The sequence below is a fragment of the Streptomyces sp. NPDC007346 genome (assembly GCF_040703535.1).
Lineage (GTDB): Bacteria > Actinomycetota > Actinomycetes > Streptomycetales > Streptomycetaceae > Streptomyces.
The window spans coordinates 19,608-34,113 of the sequence record NZ_JBEYKR010000015.1 but is presented as its reverse complement, the minus strand read 5'-3'; the positions used below and the strand labels follow the sequence as shown (position 1 = coordinate 34,113).

The window sequence follows — 14,506 nt, the reverse complement described above, 5'->3', positions numbered from 1 at the left end:
CGCCCGGCCACTGGGCCGTACGAGCGGCGCGTGGACGGTGCCGGAGCCGCGACCGCCTCCGTACGGCCTCCGGCGCCTAGCGTCGGCCCCATGCCCCTGCCCGACCTCCGCCGCCCGCGCATCCCCACCGACCCCGCCTTCTGGCGCAGCCCGGTGCGCGGGGTGCGGTTCACGGCGGTGCTGGGGCTCGTCCTGCTCGCCGGGCTCACCGTCGTGACCGTCACCGGGCTGCTCTCGTACGCGGCCTGCAACCCGGACCTGAACGCGGCCAACGACTCCACGCCGGACAAGGGGTGGCTCGGCTTCTACCTGTTCGCCTGGCCGACCGGGCCGCGCTGGCTCTACCGGCTGACGCAGGGGCTCCACGTCACCGTCGGCATCGTGCTCGTCCCCGTCCTGCTGGCCAAGCTCTGGTCGGTGATCCCGAAGTTCTTCGCGCTGCCGCCCGTACGGTCGGTGGCCCACGCCCTGGAGCGGATCTCGTTGCTGCTCCTGGTGGGCGGGGCGCTGTTCCAGTTCCTCACAGGGCTGCTCAACATCCAGCTCGACTATCTGTTCCCGGGGTCGTTCTACCCCCTGCACTTCTACGGGGCGTGGGTGTTCCTCGCCGGGTTCGTCGCCCACACCGCCCTCAAACTGCCCAGGGCCGTACGGGTGTTGCGCGGCGGCGCCCGGAGCGGTGCTGCCTACGGGGCCGATGGTGGGGCCGGTGGTGGGGCTCGTGGTGGGTCCGGTGGTGGGGCTGGCGGTGCGGCCGGTGAGCGTGACGAACTCGCCTCCCCCGACCCGCTGCCGCCGACGCTGTCCCGGCGCGGGGCCTTCGCCCTGGTCGGGGCGGGGTCGCTGCTCCTGCTGCTCACCACGGCCGGGCGGAGCTTCGACGGGGTGTGGCGCCGGACCGCGCTGCTCACCCCGCGCGGCGGTACGGAAGCGGGTCCGGGCGGCTTCCAGATCAACAAGACCGCCGCCGCCGTACGGATCGACGCGGCGGACCGGGGCGAGGCCTGGCGGCTGAGGGTGCGCGGGCCGGCCGGTGAATTCCGGTTCTCACGCGCGGAGTTGCTGGCCATGGAGCTGCACAGCGCCGCGCTCCCGATCGCCTGCGTGGAGGGCTGGTCCACCTCCGACCAGCTCTGGCGCGGGGTGCGGCTGCGGGACCTGGCGGTGATCGCCGGATATCCGGACCGGCCGCCGAGCGTGTTCGTGGAGTCCGTGCAGCGCAGCGGGCCGTTCCGCAAGGCCGCCCTGCGCGACAACCAGGTCCGCGACGGGCGCTCGCTCCTCGCGCTGGAGGTCAACGGGGCGCCGCTGTCGGCCGATCACGGCCACCCGGCCCGGATCATCGTGCCGGCGGCCCCTGGGGTGCTGAACACCAAGTGGGTCGGGTCGCTGACGTTCGGGGAGGGGTGGTGATGGCGACGCCTTCCGGGCCCCGGCGCCGACGCTTTCCCGTTCGCCTTCCCGTACGTCTCCCCGCAGGTCCTTCCGGGCGCCTTCCCGTACGTCTCTCCGGGCGTCTTTCCGTGCGCCGGTGGTACGGCGAGGGCCCTCTCCACCTCCTCCTGCTGGCCGCCACCTTCTGCCTGGCCGGATACGCCGGCGTACGCCTCCTGGGCGGCGACCCCCTCGGCGTACTGCTCTGGTTCGCCGGCTCGGCGCTGCTGCACGACCTGGTGCTGCTCCCCGTGTACGCGGGGGCCGACCGGGCCCTGCGCGCGGCCCTCGGACCGCGGCGAGCCCTGGTCAACTTCGTCCGCGTACCGGCCTTCCTCTCCGGGCTGCTCCTGCTGGTCTGGTTCCCGCTCATCACCCGGCGGACCGCACAGCGGTACGAGGCCGCCTCCGGCACCACCCCGGACGTCTACCTCTCCAACTGGCTGCTGATCACCGGCGGGTTGTCCGCCCTCTCCGCGCTCTGGCTGCTGGTCCGCGCGCTCCGCTCCCGTACGGGGTGGCGGGGGCGGCGCAGCGAGACGAAGGCCCGGCCGTCCGCGCTCCACTGATCGGCGGGCCGCCAGCCGCACGCGTCGGCGTACCGCAGCAGCGCCGGAGTGCCGATCCGGGCCCACGGGAACGGTCGGTCCGCCGGGTCGGGGGCGCACTCCCTCGCCGGTGCGCCCCGGCCGTCGTCCAGGCGGACCTGGACGCGTTCGTCGATGTCGAGCGGCGAGGTCTCCGCGATCAGCAGCCCGCCCGTGCCGAGCAGATCGGCCGCCCGGCCCAGCAGGGCGGCCGGGTCGCCGCCGATGCCGATGTTGCCGTCGACGAGGAGGAGGGTGCCCCAACGGCCCTCCCCCGGCAGCGGATCGAAGACGCTGCGGAGCAGGGCGGAGCCGCCGATGCGGCGGGTGCGGGCCACCGCCGCCTCGCTGACGTCGATGCCGAGCGCCCGGTGGCCGAGCCCGATCAGCTCCGCGACCAGCCGCCCCGGGCCGCAGCCGATGTCCAGCACCGGGCCCTCGCACCGGTGCAGGGCGGAGAGGTCGGCGGCGCCCGGATCGGAGCACCAGCGCTCGACCTCCAGGGGCAGCAGCCAGCCGTCGCTGCGGCGGAGGAAGAGCGGGCCGCGGCCGTTGCGCAGGGCGTTGGCGTACGGGTCGGTGCCCCAGGGGGCGGCCGTACGGGTGGCCTCGGGGCCGGGCCCGCCGCCGATCTCGGGGCGGGGCCCGGGGCGGGGTCCGGGGGCGGTCCCGTCGGTCCCGCCGCCGGTCTCGGGGTGGGGCCTGGGGCCGGTCTCGGGGTGGGCATCCGCGGTGGCGGGGGGCTTGGGGGCCTCGGGGGGCTCCCGGCTCTCTCTGCTCTCCCTGGTCTCCCGGGGCTCCCTGGCCTCCGGGGGCTTCTGTGTGGTGCCGCTGGTCTTCTGGGGCTCGGGCGCGGTGTCCGTGGACGCCTGGGGCTCCTGCGTGGCCGTCCCGGACGACGGGGGAAGCGTCGTACTCATCGCACCCCCGTCCGCGCCCCGGTCAGCCGGCCGAGCACCTCGGCGAAGCGGCCGTCGGGGGCGTCGGCCGCGACCCGGTGGGCGTCGGCCGCGGTGTCCACGTCGAGCAGGACCGGAAGGTCCCGTACCGCGAGGCCGGCCTCCACCAGCCGGCGCTGCTGCACCGCACCGGTCTCCGGTACGGACATGGGCACCCCGCGCAGCAGGGCGGGATCGGGTTGCGCGAGGCCCAGGGCCCAGAAGCCGCCGTCCTCGGCGGGGCCGAACCAGGCGTCGCAGCGCTCCCAGGCGTCCGGGGCGAGCGCGGGGGCGAGCAGGGCCGGGGTGATCTGCGGGGTGTCCATGCCGACCAGGAGGGCCGGCCCGGTACACCTCCCGAAGGCCGCCGCGAGCCGCTCGTCCAGCCCGCCCGCGCTCTGCGGGGCCACCTCGACGCCCGGCGGCACCCACGGGCCCGGCCGCCCGTCGAGGACGAGGACGCGCCGCCGGGCGGGGAGGGCGAGCACGGTCCGCAGCGTGTCCGCGAGGGCGGCGGCGGCGAGCTCGGCGGCCTCGGCGGGCGAGAAGGGCGGGCAGAGGCGGGTCTTGACCCGGCCGGGGACCGGCTCCTTCGCGATGACCAGCAACTCCGTGGGTCCGGTGGCTCCGGTGGGACTGTTGGGCTCTGTGGGAGCGGTGGGTGTGGCGGGTCCCGTGGGTTCGGGGGGCGTGGCAGGACCCGTGGGTGTGGCAGGTCCCGTGAGTGTGGGGGACCCGGCGGAGTCGTACGGCCTCATCGGGCGGCCCCCGTTCCGGTCGGCTCGGCTGACGGCAGTGAGAGGTGTGCCGGTGGCTCCCGCAGGACCCCGCGCATGTCGCGTACCGCGTGCCAGGTCCCGCGCCAGGTGCCGGTCACCTTGGACCTGCCCGTGCGCGGCCGGTACGGGACGTCGCTCTCGGCGACCCGCAGGCCGGCGTCCGAGGCCCGGACCACCATCTGGAGCGGGTAGCCGCTGCGCCGGTCGGTGAGGTCCAGGGCCAGCAGGTCGGCGCGCCGGGCCGCCCGGAGCGGGCCGAGGTCGTGCAGGCGCAGACCGGTGCGGCGGCGCAGCATCCGGGCGAGGGCGACGTTGCCGGCGCGCGCGTGCGGCGGCCACGCGCCCCGGCCCTCAGGACGGCGGCGGCCCAGCAGCAGATCGCACTCGCCGTCCGCGATCCGCCGGACGAACCCGGCCAGCAGCGCGGGGTCCAGCGAACCGTCGCAGTCGCAGAAGCAGACGAACTCGGCCTCGGCGGCGAGCAGTCCGGCATGGCAGGCGGCACCGAACCCGCGCCGCTCCTCCGTGACGACGTACGCGCCGAGGGAGCGGGCCAGCTCGGCCGAACCGTCGGTCGAGCCGTTGTCGACGACGATCGCGCGCCAGCCGGCGGGCACGCGGTCGAGCACCCAGGGCAGTGCGGCCGCCTCGTCCAGGCAGGGCAGGACGATATCGGCCCTCGGTACGGCTCTCCGGGGAGCGGTGTGCGGGGCAGTGGCATCAGGGAGGGCGGCAGAGGAATCGGTCACCCGCCTCACCCTACGGAGACAACTCCGGCATTTCGGCCTATGGGTTCATCCGGGGCATCAGCGTCGGCCGGATGGCGGTGGGGTACACCCGCGCCACACGCCACGCGCGGCCGGTCCCACCGCGGCATGACAGCGTCATCGCCCGTTCACACCACGTCCGTACGGGCGTCGCCACGCCTTGCGATCGTCACGGCGGAAGAACGCGTGTACGGAAACCGCGTGTCCGTGTACGGAAACCGCGTGGGCGGAATCCGCGTGCACGGGAATCACGCGTACCGAGGTCACGCGTACCGAGGTCACGCGTACCGAGGTCACGCGTACGAGACCGCGCGTATCGAGACCGCATGGATCGAAATCGCGCGTACGGAGAGGACGTCCATGAACAGATCGCACACCGGCCCGCCGCGGCGCGGGGCCCGGCTGCTGGCCGGGGTACTGGCCGCGGGCGCGGTCGTCGTCGGCGCCTCCACCGGGGCGGTCGCCGCGGGTCCGGGCGGCGCCGGTACGGGCAGCGCGGAGGCGTGCGCCGGGAGCGGGCCGCTGCCGCGCAGCTGCGCGCGGCCGGGGGATCTGATCGACGTCACGCTCGGCGAACTCCACCCGACCCAGGCCGTACTCGGCTTCGACCAGGTCTTCTACAAGCTGGGCCGGTACGGCAGCGCCCGGGACGAGGCGGCGGGCGGCTTCAACAAGCGCTTCGACGACTGGTGCGAGACCAACGGCCAGGGCGAGGCGGCCTCGGTGGGCCCCGGCGCCCGGCTGGACGACCCGTCGAGCTTCACCTGCACCGTGCCGCTCGGCCAGGAGACCGCGAAGTCGATCGCCCCGATGAAGACGGCCGTGATCGGGCCGGGCGGGAAGCTGTACCTCACCGACGGGCACCACACGCTGACGTCGTTCCTGGAGGGCCCCGACGGCTCCACCCGGCTGCCGGTCCGGCTCCGCGTCACCGACAACTTCAGCTCGCTCTCCACCGCCGCGTTCTGGCAGCGCATGACGGCCGAGAAGAAGGTGTGGCTGCGCGACGAGAACGACAAGCCGTTGGGCGTCGACCAGTTGCCGGACCGCCTGGGGATCACGAACTTCCGCGACGACCCGTACCGCAGCCTCGTCTACTTCACCCGGGACATCGGTTACGAAGTCCCGGACGGGGCGACGGAGTTCCTGGAGTTCTCCTGGGGCTCCTGGCTGCGCGGGGAGCACGACACGGCCGCGTACGACCTGACCGCGCCGGGCCCGTACCTCGACCTGGTCAAGCGCGCCTCCACGTCCATGGCCGCGCTCGACGCCGACGCGGTCGTCGACGACGGGAAGACCGCCGCCCAGCTGGGGCGGATCGCGGAGTGGAACGGCGGGAAGAAGGAGACCGGCGGGGAGTTCGCCAAGCTGAGCAAGCCGCTGACGGACGCCAAGCCGGGCAAGCTCGCCGAATCGCTCGACTACAAGTCGCGGGTGCTGCCCGCCCCCGCCTGCACCACCACGATCACCGGACCGCGCACCGGCCCGCTGACCGTCACGGACGGTGTCACCTGCGCCGACCGCGCCGCCCTGCGCGGCCCGGTCACCGTCCGCGCCGGAGCGGCGCTCGTCCTGACCGGCTCCACGCTGGAGGGCCCGCTCCAGTCCGACCGCGCCGCCGCGATCCACGTGTGCGGGTCGAGCCTCAGCGGGCCGCTGGCCATCAGCGGCACCGCCGGGCCCGTCCGGCTGGGCGGACCGGGCTGCACCGCCAACTCGGTGACCGGGGCCGTCGTCCTCACCGGCAACACCGGAGGCGTCCAGCTCGCCGCCAACACGGTCACCGGCCCCGTGGTGTGCTCCGCCAACCTCCCGGCCCCGGACAACACGGGGAGGAGCAATGAGGTCCACGGCCCGCGCACGGGCCAGTGCGCGGGAGTGTGAGCCCGCGCGGTGAATCCCCGTACGCCGGGGTGCGAGCCCGCGTCAGCGCGCGCACGGCACTCAGCCTAGGTTTACGGCGCCTCAGCCGAGGTTCGCGGCGCCTCAGTCCTCACGGGCTGGGGCGCACGCACGGGCTGGGGCGCAGGCGCGGGCCGGGGTGCGTTCACGGGCTGGGTGCGCTCACGGGCCGGGGTGCCCCCCATGTGTCGGGGCGCCCCCGCAACCCGAGCCGCTCCGGCTTCCGCCTCCGCTCCCCTCAGCTCCGCCGTCGCGAACTCCGCCATCCCCTCCGCGAACGCGACCCGGGGCCGCCACCCCAGCTCCTCCCGCAGCCGCCGCGAGTCCGCCGTGACATGGCGTACGTCGCCGAGGCGGTACTCCCCGGTCACCACCGGGTCCGGCCCGCCGTGCGCGGCGGCCAGCGCGGTGGCCATCTCGCCGATGGTGTGCGGCTCGCCGCTGCCGGTGTTGTACGTGGCGAAGGAGGCGGGCCGGCGCTCCCGGACCGCCTCCAGGGCCACCGCGTTCGCCGCCGCGACATCGTGGACGTGGACGAAGTCGCGGCGCTGGCGGCCGTCCTCGTAGACCCGGGGCGCCTCGCCGCGCGCCAGGGCCGAGCGGAAGAACGAGGCGACACCGGCGTACGGGGTGTCGCGCGGCATCCCCGGCCCGTACACGTTGTGGTAGCGCAGCGACACCGCCCTGCCCCCCGTCGCCCGTGCCCACGCGGCGGCGAGGTGCTCCTGGGCGAGCTTGGTGGCCGCGTACACGTTGCGCGGGTCGGCGGGCGCGTCCTCGCCGACCAGGCCCGGCGCCAACTCCGCACCGCACTCGGGGCAGTGGGGCTCGAAGCTGCCCGCCCGCAGCGCGGTCTCCGGGCGGGGGCCGGGGCGGACCGTGCCGTGGCGCGGGCAGTCGTAGCGGCCCTCGCCGTAGACCACCATCGACCCGGCCAGCACCAGGTTCCGCACCCCGGCGGCGGCCATCTCCGCCAGCAGCACCGCCGTACCCAGGTTGTTGCACCCCACGTACAGCGGCGCGTCCGCGAACTCCTTGCCCAGGCCCACCATCGCCGCCTGGTGGCAGACCGCGTCCACCCCGGCGAGCGCCCCCGCCACCGCCTCCCGGTCCCGGACGTCCCCGACGACGACCCGCCCGCCGGGGACTTCGGGGGCCGCGGCGCCGGGGTGGGCCGAGGGGAGCAGGGCGTCGAGCACCACGCTCTCGTGCCCGGCCGCGGTGAGCGCGGCGACGACATGTGACCCGATGAACCCGGCTCCGCCGGTGACCAGTACGCGCATGACGGCCACGCTAGGGGCGGGGGCCGGGGCGGCGGGGGCGCGGCGCACCGGCCGGGGGCGAGGCCGCTCGAACGAGTACGTGCCGTCGTGGCGAAGCGCCAGGCGCCGCACGCCGACGCGCCCTCGTCAGCCCTCGAACGCGTGCGTGCCGTTGTGGCGAAGTGTCAGTCGCCGAGCGCCGCCGAAACGCCCTCGTCAGCCCCCGAACGCGTACGCCACCGTCGTCGCCGCGCCCAGCGCCGCGCCCGCCACGGTCTGGGCGACCGTGTGGTAGCCGAGGGCCACCCGCGACCAGCAGACGGCCATGGTCAGCGCGTACGCGGCCAGCCACCAGGGGGAGTGCACGGCCGCGAGCAGGGCGACCACCGCCGAGGCCACCGCCGAGTCGACCGAGATCTTCCACACCGTGTTGACGGCCAGCAGCCCGATCGTCATGACCCAGAGCGCGAGCATCGCGACGAGGATGCCGCGCGGCGCGTTCCCGAGGACCATCGCCACCGAACCCGCTCCGATGGAGCCGAGGATGACGAAGAAGATCGGGGCCCGCTTCGTACGGTCCACGACATGGCGGTCGCCCCAGGTGCCGCGCCCGCGCTCCCACTCGATGTACCCCGCCGGGATCAGCCCGGCGCAGAGCGCCCCGAGGAACCCCCAGAGCAGCCCGGTCCAGTCGCCCGCGGCGGCCAGTCCGATGCCGAGCATCCCCGCCAGCAGGACGTTGCGGGGCTGGAGCACGTCGGTGACCGTGCGCGCGAGCGATATGCGGGCGGTGGGGGCGTCGCCGGTGGGGGAGTGGTCGGTGGCGGCGTTGCTCATGAGGTCTGCTCCGTCGTTTCTGCTGCCGTGGTCTCTGCCGGCCTCGCGGTGGTGGCCGCAGCGGTCGCCTTGGTGGTCGCCGCGGTGAGCACCGTGCGGGCGCGCTCCGGGGTGACGGTCCGGTACGCGGCGGCGACCCGCTCCAGCCGGGCCACCTCGCCGTCCTGGTCGGCGGCCTGCTGGGCGGCCACCGCGGCGGCCGGGCCGGCGGGGGCGCCGGACTCCTTGGCCAGCAGGGCGGCCCTGATCCAGTACGCGTCGCCGAGCGCCGCCGCCCGGCGGGCATCGGCGGTGTCCAGGGCGGCGGCCTGCTCACAGGCGGCGACCAGCTCGTCGGGGACGTAATGACGCAGCTTCTCCACCGCGTCCGCGATGTCGGCGGCCCAGCGGTCGACCCGCAGGTCGGCCGGGGCGTTGAAGCGGGTGAGCTCCCGGGGCAGGGAGGCGGGCGGGTCGAAGGGCTGGTCGGGGAAGGACGCCATCAGCTCGTACCAGAGGGCGTGCAGCCGGACCTGGGCCCGCCACAGCCTCACCCGGCGTGCGCCGGTGCTGAAGGCGGGGACGGACGCGCCGAGGGCGAAGAACGCGAAGAGGACCAGCTGCGCCGCCTCGGTCACCTGGTCGAAGCGGAGGGCGAACTCCTCGCTCGGCTCGTCCACCACGCTGACCCAGAGGAACAGGGTCCGGCTGACGGTGTAGCCGACGCCGATGAACATCGCGAAGGTCATCATGCCGAGCCCGATGCGCAGCTGGCGCCGCCGCGCGTCGGCGGTGGCCAGGGCCCACTGGAAGGCGCAGACGGCGGAGGCGGCGCCGAGGTAGAGGTAGAAGACGCTCATGTAGAGCGTCGCGCCCCACTCGCCGGCGTGGTCGGAGACGAAGCGGTCCGAGGGGACGGAGCGGTCGACCACGGTGAAGAAGAGGACGGTCAGCAGGATCAGCGTCGCCACCGAGGCCTTCGCCGCGACCTGCTGGACGAGCCGGGCGAACCGTACGTGGCGGGGGACGGCGCCCGCTTCGGGGTAGCTGCCGTAGATCGCGACGATGTAGCTGAGGATGGCCAGAATCGCCACCGTCGCGGTGTAGTGCTTGATGAGTACGGCGAGGTCGGTGACGGCACTGTTGTTGAGTCCGGTGCGCACGGCCGCGGTCTTGGTCCACAGGGCGAGCGCGAATCCGGCGTAGCAGCCCCACAGGGCCCGCCGTCTGCGGTCCTCCTCATCGCCCCACAGGGCAGCGGGCATACGCCACAGGGCAACGGCTGTCATCAGGCCGGCTATCAGGTAACCGGCCAGATCGAGGGGGGTCACAGCGGTCTTCGTCCTCGGGTGTCAGGGGCGGTGTCGGTGTCGGGGCGGTGGTGGGAGCGGGCGCGGGTGTGGGGCCCGCGGTCGGGGGCGCTGGCACGTGTCAGTCGTCCTCCCGCACGCTGTCTCACGCGTCGTCCGGCCGTCTCCGGGGGAGCAGTCCGCGCCGACGGTGGGCCACCGGGCGGGACAGGGAGTCGGTCAGCCGCCCCACCATGTCATCGGTGGTCAGGTCCCGCGCCATCCGGGGGATCAGGGAGGCACCGAATTCGGCCATGCGTTCGTCATGGGTGGCGTACTGCGCGCGGGCCTGCACGGTGGAGCCGCCGGCGGCGAAGGACTCGGCGGCCTCGGGGGAGAGCATCCGGGCGATCAGCGAGGTGTCGAAGACCGGGAGCAGCGTGCGCAGTTGCTCGGCGTCGAGGGTCGTCCCGTGGTCGAACCACTCGTGGCACAGCTCGTGCAGGATGACGTGCTCGGTCTGGTACGCGGTCGGCCTGCGGCGGTAGAGGACGAGGCTGGTGGAGCCGGTCTTCAGGCGCAGTCCGCAGGCGGCGTTGACGCGGGCGAGCCGGTCCGGCATCTCGTGCAGCCGGATGGTGCGGCCGCGCGCCGCCTCCATGTTGGCGACCAGACCGGTCAGTGAGAAGGGGGCCGGGATGGGCAGGTCGGCGAGCTGTGCCTCGCACTCTTTGCGCAGCTTCCGCAGGGACATGACACCGACGCTACGCTTCCGGACCGGCCTGGCGGTGATGCACGCCGTCCTGGGCCCCACTCGGCTTGTCCCAGGTTCCTCGCGAGGGCCCCGGTGAGTTGTCGCGCGCGGCGTCCTCCAGCAACGACAGCGCGAACTGCAACAGCTCCGGCGGAAGCCCCTCGTCGTCCAGCCCCCGGCCCGCCACCCCGCTGATCTCCCCGGTCCGCCGCTTGGCCAGGAACTGGAGCCCCGCGACGACGTCGTCGACGACCTCGGACTCCTCCTTGAAGAAGCGCCAGTCGACGCCGAACCCCAGCCCGAGGGCCTTGAGGATCTCCTCCGAGGGCTGGGTGACCTTGCCGGCGAGGATGTTGGAGAAGTAGCTGTGCGAGAGGGACCCGCCGCGCTCCCGCACCAGATCCGCGAAGACCCGGCCCGAGATCTTCCGGCCGGGGAAGGTCTTCTCGACCATGTACTCGACTTTTTCCCGGAGGGAGTTCAGCGGGGGCGGACCGGCCTGCTCGGGTGGTTCGTTCCGTTCCGCACCGGGTTCGTCACCGTCGACCATGGCCATCCGGGCCTCCACGCTCACTTCGGACTCGGAACTGAGCTTGCGCAAACACTCTACGTCACTGTTAACTCGAAAAAACACGGGCAGGGGACCACGAGGGGAGTCCCTTGCCCGTGAATGCTCCGGCGATGCCCGTAACGCCCAGGGCGTCCGAATCCGCCCCGAACCGGGGTCCGTATCGGCCCCGAACCGGGGTCCGTATCGGCCCTGGGCCGGGGTTCGCATCGGCTCGGAACCGGTTCCGGACAGGGGTGTAGCCCTTCACGACGGGGGATGCGTGAAGGGCTACGCGTGCATTATGGCCCCGCGGTCGGCCCGACGACAACTGACCAGTCGGTCAGTTCTGTCGGCGTCTCGGCCACGGCCCCGCCGCCGGTGGCCGAAACCTGTCCCGGTCGCGATAGACATGTCCTTGCCGGGCGATTAGGGTTTCTCGTGCAGTCAGGTGAAACAGGTAAAACGGCGGTACGCGGCAGAGGGACACCCCGCAGGCGTACGGCGCCCCCGGGCCCTCGGTCGTGCGTGACAGAAGAGGTGCAGATGCCCCCGGAGACCCCCTCGCACGCCATCGATCGGCTCGACGACGACGACTACCCCGCCTACACCATGGGGCGCGCCGCCGAGATGATCGGAGCGACGCCGGGTTTCCTGCGGGCGATCGGTGACGCCCGCCTGATCACGCCGCTGCGCTCCGAGGGCGGCCACCGCCGCTACTCCCGCTACCAGCTGCGCATCGCCGCCCGCGCCCGCGAGCTGGTCGACTCCGGCACACCGATCGAGGCCGCCTGCCGGATCGTCATCCTGGAGGACCAGCTCGAGGAGGCGCTCCGCCTCAACGAGGAGCTGCGCGGCGACACCGGACGCTGACGCACGCCCCCGGGTGCGATGTGCCCCACGCACCCTTGAGCGCTGACCCGCGCCCCCCACGCGTGACCCTGCCCCGCCCGGCTCCGCGCCCGCGCGACCCTGCCCCGCCCGGCTTCGCGCCCGCGTGGCCGTGGCCTGCCCCGCTCGGCCCCGCCCGGCCCGCAGGGCCTGCCCGGCCGGGAACATATCTGCTTTCGCCGGCACAGAATTTCACGCAATGCGCGATGAGGCTTTTCTTCCGCTGTTTTGTTCCGCCATGCCGAGTGATATTTGGTTCTGCCTCTCCCGGCGCTGCCGTGCTACTGTTGATCTCAGTTGCAGTTGTGGTTCCCAAAAACTTCAAGTGCATCAGCCGGCTGGATGTCGGTGGATGCACTTTTGTATTTCCGGTGTTCTTCCGGACGGGGTAATCATCGCGGCGACGTGGGGTCCGCACAGTGTGGGCCCACGGGCACTGCCCCTCCCCTAAGGAGATATGACATGGCTACTGGCACCGTGAAGTGGTTCAACGCGGAAAAGGGCTTCGGCTTCATCGAGCAGGACGGCGGCGGCGCCGACGTCTTCGCCCACTACTCCAACATCGCCGCCAGCGGCTTCCGTGAGCTGCAGGAAGGCCAGAAGGTGAACTTCGACGTCACGCAGGGCCAGAAGGGCCCGCAGGCCGAGAACATCACCCCCGCCTGATCACTCAGGTAGTTCTGCGCAGCTGGGGCCCGCACCTTGGGGTGCGGGCCCCAGCTCGTTGCTGTTTCCGGGGCCCGCAGAGCGCGCCCCTTGCCGAAGCCGCGTCCGGTGTACTGATTCCCGGCGGCCGGGCTTCGCTCCCCCTGTCACACCCCTTTGTCTTTTCATCGGCTCGTTCTTGCGATTCTGGGTGCCGTTCACGGCCGCTTCCCGCAAAAGAATCCCTCGATACGTGCCCCATCGAGGAAAGGTTCTGCATGAACCGCGAACGCACACCCCGCTCGAACGACCGATTCGCCCGCAGCCGCTCCGGCGGCCCCTCCGGCTCCCGCAGCGGCGGCGCGCCGAGGTACTCCGGTGGCGGCGAACGCCGTGCCGCCGGCTTCGGTGGCGGCCCCAAGCGGTCCGGCGGCTCCAGCCGCCGCGGCTCCGCGCTGAAGGGCGAGTTCGCCCTGCCGGTGACCATCACCCCGGCGCTGCCCGCCGCCGAGACCTTCGGCGAGCTGGAGATGCCCGCCACGCTCAAGGCGGCGCTCGTCGCCGAGGGCATGACCGTCCCGTTCCCGATCCAGGCGGCCACCCTGCCGAACTCGCTGGCCGGCCGTGACGTCCTCGGCCGCGGCCGGACCGGCTCGGGCAAGACCCTCGCCTTCGGCCTGGCGCTGCTGGCCCGTACCGAGGGGCGCCGCGCCGACGCCAAGCGTCCGCTCGCCCTGGTCCTCGTCCCCACCCGGGAACTGGCCCAGCAGGTGACCGACGCGCTCACCCCGTACGCCCGGTCGCTCAAGCTCCGCATCGCCACCGTCGTGGGCGGCATGTCCATCGGCCGCCAGGCCAGCGCGCTGCGCGGCGGCGCCGAAGTCGTCGTCGCCACGCCGGGCCGGCTCAAGGACCTCATCGAGCGCGGCGACTGCCGGCTGGACCGGGTCACCATCACCGTCCTCGACGAGGCCGACCAGATGGCCGACATGGGCTTCATGCCGCAGGTCACCGAGTTGCTCGACCAGGTCAACCCGGAGGGGCAGCGGATGCTCTTCTCGGCGACGCTCGACCGCAACGTCGACCTGCTCGTCAAGCGCTACCTGAACGACCCGGTCGTCCACTCCGTCGACCCGGCCGCCGGTGCCGTCACGACGATGGAGCACCACGTGCTCTACGTCCAGGGCGCCGACAAGTACGCCACCACCACGGAGATCGCGGCCCGCGACGGGCGCGTGATCATGTTCCTGGACACCAAGCACGCGGTGGACAAGCTCACCGACCACCTGCTGCACAGCGGGGTCCGGGCGGCCGCGCTGCACGGCGGCAAGTCCCAGCCGCAGCGCACCCGCACCCTGGAGCGGTTCAAGACCGGGCACGTCACGGTCCTCGTCGCCACGAACGTCGCGGCCCGCGGCATCCACGTCGACAACCTGGACCTCGTCGTCAACGTCGACCCGCCCAGCGACCACAAGGACTACCTGCACCGCGGCGGCCGTACCGCCAGGGCCGGGGAGTCCGGCAGCGTCGTCACGCTGGTGCTGCCCAACCAGCGCCGCGAGATGACCCGCCTGATGTCGGACGCCGGGATCACCCCGCAGATCGCCCAGGTCCGCTCCGGCGAGGCCGAGCTGAGCCGGATCACCGGTGCGCAGGCGCCCTCGGGCGTCCCGGTGGTCATCACCGCCCCGCCCAAGGAGCGCTCCGGCCGCAGTGGCGGCGGCGCGTTCATGGGCCGCGGTACCAAGCGTGGCGGCGGGGCCCCGGCCCGTGGCCGCCGCCCGGGTGTGCCGACGCCCGAGGCGCGTGCGGCCGCCGCGCTGCGCCGGTCCAACCGCGCCGCGTAGGGCGCGCGGGGCGGCGGTGCGCCGCCGCCCTCCCCGTACGGCTCCGCC

The 14,506-nt window shown here is 73.6% G+C and carries 12 protein-coding genes and 1 pseudogene; 5 read left to right on the top strand and 8 right to left on the bottom strand.

Annotation, left to right across the window (positions count from 1 at the left end):
• The first annotated feature begins 90 nt into the window (after positions 1–90).
• The gene (locus tag AB0917_RS07360; RefSeq protein WP_366818512.1) at positions 91–1,413 is read left to right on the top strand and encodes a molybdopterin-dependent oxidoreductase; all 1,323 of its coding nucleotides are present in this window, start codon (positions 91–93) and stop codon (positions 1,411–1,413) included.
• 448 nt (positions 1,414–1,861) lie between these two features.
• Here AB0917_RS07360 and AB0917_RS07355 read toward each other — a convergent pair whose 3' ends face one another.
• The 3 genes from AB0917_RS07355 to AB0917_RS07345 form a co-directional block, all read right to left on the bottom strand.
• Positions 1,862–2,653 carry a class I SAM-dependent methyltransferase gene (locus AB0917_RS07355; protein WP_366818542.1) on the bottom strand — a complete coding sequence of 264 codons (792 nt, stop codon included), beginning with the start codon at positions 2,651–2,653 and terminating at the stop codon, positions 1,862–1,864.
• Positions 2,654–2,937: 284 nt separating this feature from the next.
• Positions 2,938–3,567 (bottom strand): DUF2064 domain-containing protein, encoded by a 630-nt coding sequence (locus AB0917_RS07350; RefSeq protein WP_366818511.1) that lies wholly within the window; start codon positions 3,565–3,567, stop codon positions 2,938–2,940.
• 146 nt (positions 3,568–3,713) lie between these two features.
• Positions 3,714–4,496 carry a glycosyltransferase family 2 protein gene (locus tag AB0917_RS07345; RefSeq protein WP_366818510.1) on the bottom strand — a complete coding sequence of 261 codons (783 nt, stop codon included), beginning with the start codon at positions 4,494–4,496 and terminating at the stop codon, positions 3,714–3,716.
• Between the two features lie 369 nt (positions 4,497–4,865).
• Between AB0917_RS07345 and AB0917_RS07340 the strand changes: the two genes are divergently transcribed.
• Positions 4,866–6,389 carry a ParB/Srx family N-terminal domain-containing protein gene (locus AB0917_RS07340; protein ID WP_366818509.1) on the top strand — a complete coding sequence of 508 codons (1,524 nt, stop codon included), beginning with the start codon at positions 4,866–4,868 and terminating at the stop codon, positions 6,387–6,389.
• Positions 6,390–6,622: 233 nt separating this feature from the next.
• On the opposite strand, the pseudogene AB0917_RS07335 reads toward AB0917_RS07340, so the two are convergent.
• From AB0917_RS07335 to AB0917_RS07315, 5 genes and pseudogenes are all read right to left on the bottom strand, one after another.
• Positions 6,623–7,690: pseudogene (locus AB0917_RS07335) on the bottom strand (NAD-dependent epimerase/dehydratase family protein); the annotation flags it as partial.
• A 195-nt stretch (positions 7,691–7,885) separates the two neighbouring features.
• Positions 7,886–8,506 carry a hypothetical protein gene (locus tag AB0917_RS07330; RefSeq protein ID WP_366818508.1) on the bottom strand — a complete coding sequence of 207 codons (621 nt, stop codon included), beginning with the start codon at positions 8,504–8,506 and terminating at the stop codon, positions 7,886–7,888.
• A complete protein-coding gene (locus AB0917_RS07325; RefSeq protein WP_366818507.1) occupies positions 8,503–9,816 on the bottom strand; it encodes an MAB_1171c family putative transporter in 1,314 nt (437 codons plus the stop codon). The genes AB0917_RS07330 and AB0917_RS07325 overlap by 4 nt, the downstream gene beginning before the upstream one ends.
• A 124-nt stretch (positions 9,817–9,940) precedes the next feature.
• Positions 9,941–10,528: a toxin gene (locus AB0917_RS07320; RefSeq protein ID WP_366818506.1), complete on the bottom strand. Its 588-nt coding sequence runs from the start codon at positions 10,526–10,528 to the stop codon at positions 9,941–9,943.
• A 10-nt stretch (positions 10,529–10,538) separates the two neighbouring features.
• Positions 10,539–11,129, bottom strand: a complete 591-nt coding sequence (locus AB0917_RS07315) for a hypothetical protein (protein ID WP_366818505.1) — start codon at positions 11,127–11,129, stop codon at positions 10,539–10,541.
• Positions 11,130–11,621: 492 nt separating this feature from the next.
• On the opposite strand from AB0917_RS07315, the gene AB0917_RS07310 reads away from it, so the two are divergent.
• From AB0917_RS07310 to AB0917_RS07300, 3 genes are all read left to right on the top strand, one after another.
• Positions 11,622–11,948 carry a MerR family transcriptional regulator gene (locus tag AB0917_RS07310; RefSeq protein WP_366818504.1) on the top strand — a complete coding sequence of 109 codons (327 nt, stop codon included), beginning with the start codon at positions 11,622–11,624 and terminating at the stop codon, positions 11,946–11,948.
• A gap of 480 nt (positions 11,949–12,428) precedes the next feature.
• Positions 12,429–12,632, top strand: a complete 204-nt coding sequence (locus tag AB0917_RS07305) for a cold-shock protein (RefSeq protein ID WP_015609674.1) — start codon at positions 12,429–12,431, stop codon at positions 12,630–12,632.
• 257 nt (positions 12,633–12,889) lie between these two features.
• Positions 12,890–14,458 (top strand): DEAD/DEAH box helicase, encoded by a 1,569-nt coding sequence (locus tag AB0917_RS07300; protein ID WP_366818503.1) that lies wholly within the window; start codon positions 12,890–12,892, stop codon positions 14,456–14,458.
• Positions 14,459–14,506 lie beyond the last annotated feature (48 nt).